Annotated in this window: 3 protein-coding genes; all 3 read right to left on the reverse strand. The window is 55.5% G+C overall.

What is annotated here, in order from left to right:
* The coding region (locus AC2FNU_RS24500) for a cryptochrome/photolyase family protein (protein ID WP_496794124.1) at positions 1–696 on the reverse strand (696 nt) is incomplete at its 3' end.
* Between the two features lie 245 nt (positions 697–941).
* Entirely contained in the window at positions 942–1,520 is a 579-nt protein-coding gene (locus AC2FNU_RS24505) for a carboxymuconolactone decarboxylase family protein (protein WP_496794128.1), read from the reverse strand.
* Positions 1,521–1,682: 162 nt separating this feature from the next.
* The coding region (locus AC2FNU_RS24510; protein WP_496794132.1) for a hypothetical protein at positions 1,683–2,585 on the reverse strand (903 nt) is incomplete at its 5' end.

Raw genomic sequence — 2,585 nt, forward strand, 5'->3', positions numbered from 1 at the left:
CTTGTCCCGCGTTACAGCAAACCAAAACAGGCGCAGCGTGCCGAAGTGGGTGCTGAAACGAGCGTCGACCAGGTCCAGAACCTCGGTGGTGACCTCATCCGGCTCGACCTGCACAGGCTGCGGCATGAAGAAATCTGACTTGGCGGGTTTGCGGTTCTCTGTATCAAAGTTCCATTTGCCGCCCTCTGGCGCATCGCCGTTCATCAAAAGTCCGGTCTTGCGGCGCATTTCACGATAGAAATACTCCATCCGCAGTTGTTTGCGCCCCTCGGCCCATTGGCGAAACTCGGCATGATCCGCGATGAAACGATCATCACGCAGAATTTCCAGGTCGGCGCATTCGGAAAAAGCTTGGTGCAGGCGGTATTCGCCGGGTTCGGTGACGACGGCCGTTTTCAACCCCAAGGCTTTTCGGGCGCGGTCGATTTCACCCACAAGGCTGCCGGTATTGTCTGGATCATCCAGCTTTACATACCGGACGCGCCATCCGGCCTGTTCAAGCTCCTGTGCAAAGTGACGCATTGCTGACAGAACAAAGGCAATCTTCTTCGGATGGTGCGGAACATAGCGTGTCTCGTCTCGGACCTCTGCCATTAGCACGACGTCGCGCGCAGTTACACCTTGGCGCAGCGCAGCCATCTGGGTGGAAAGCTGATCGCCAAGGATGACAATTAGTTTGGGGCGCGTTTCAGTCATAAACGCGGAGTTAGAACGTTAGCGTCAGTCGACCAGACCAACATGCGCGCCAAAGACTGTGCCGCTGCGGTGGCATAGCGCCCGTGGCCCCGGAAAGGGTAAAAGTGAGAATTACACCGAGACTTCCGCAAAACGTTTCAGGATTTTAAAAAACAGGCGACACGCATCAGTTGCATCCAGTGCTGCCACCGCACGGGCTGGATTCAAAAGAACGTATGGTTGGTCTGGCAGAAAAGCTCTTGGGCTCACTCACTGGCGTAGTAGCCAACCACATCGCCATCTGTTGTCACGCCCAGGCCGTTCAGCAATCGATTGGCGTAGTTGAAATAGCCGACGATCTGGTTGATTTCGAGAATCTCGCCGTCGTCCCAACCTGCTTGTCTAAGAGCGGCGACATCGGACTCGACCATTTTGGCCGGGCTCACAGTCAGCTTTTCGGCATAGATCAATGCCTCCAGATGTGCGCCGTCGAAGGCGTCCTGCGGCCGGTGTGCCTTTAGAGCGGCCTCGATTTTGTCCGCCCGCGCTTCATCGCCAATCAGGTGTCGGGCATTGGCCCAGTGATTGGCATAGGAGTAGGGGCACGTGTTCAATGTCGAAACATAAGAGCTGATCACTTCCTGAAACCACATGGGGATCGTGTTGTTGTCGTCATGCAAGCAAGCGCGATACAAAACTACATGACCTTTCATGGTGTTAGGTCGCAAAGAATGCACGCGCATGACATTGTCCACGGTACCGTGCGGTGTCCGGGCAAGGTCCAGCACCGCCTGCAGCGGCGCGTCGGCATCTTCGTCAGAAATCATCCGTATCCAGGCAGACATGAAGCGGTTCCCTTTCTTAAGTCATGAGAGCTGTATTTGGGGCAGGACAGAGCGTTATTCCGCCAATGTTTGAACAGGCCCTGCCTGCCAAGCAACCGGATTGATCCTTGTGCGGTTCTGTACTTGGCCTGAAGGTTTGGCTGTGTAACTAAGTCAGGCAGGTCAGCCAGCTTTCCGAAGTCCGATATCTAAGTCGGGATGGGCAAAAAGCCCCGCAGCGCAAGGATACCGGCTTAGAATTTCGGTACCACCCGGAAGACGATCGGCATAGAAATGCCCGTTTTCCCAATACATAATGCCATCGATGACGATGCTGGGATCGATCACGTTCCAGCTGATTTCACCCGGCGCGTAGGTGCCGCATGTGTGAAAATGCAGGATACGCGGATTGCCGAAGGCAGCCCCGCCCCAACGTTCGTAGTTCTGGCGCATGTCCCAAGGGTAGCCGCATCCGGGATGGATGCCTGCGTGCCAGGAATGTACAAAATTTCGGTCAATGCCGAACTGTTCGGACACCCGATCATAATGCGCTTCGGCCCGTGCCACATCCGTCGGATGCCCTTCGAAACCCGTCAGGCGGCCCTGATCGAGTCGGGCGAGAACCGGGTGAGTGAATTCGATTGTGTAGTCGTCATAATATTTCGAGCCCGTCCCCGTTAGAAACGTCAGCGCAACACGGCCAGAAAAGCTGTGTGCCGGTACCGGCGTAAACACTGACATGGGGAACCGCAGGACCGAAGTGTCACCTGACGGGTCGAGGCTCATTTCAGGTTTTCCACGAACATCGGTGCCCAGAGGACAGGTGAACCGTACCTCCTGCGCGGTGTTCAAGACCTCATTGATCCCGGCCTTGAGCTCCATGAAGGCGTCATGATGACCATTTGAAAAACCGGATCCGAATTGTTCCCGGCTCAGTGCAAAACTGACAATGACCTTTTTGCCTTTTGGCATTTGCGAAAAGCGCAACTGATCCCCAAGGCGCGCCAAAAACAGGATGATGTCGGCAGTCTCGAACCGGGCCAGCAGATCCGGGGACAAATGCGGTTTGTCAGGGTTGAATCCCAC

This window comes from Ruegeria sp. BHSB064, assembly GCF_059613205.1.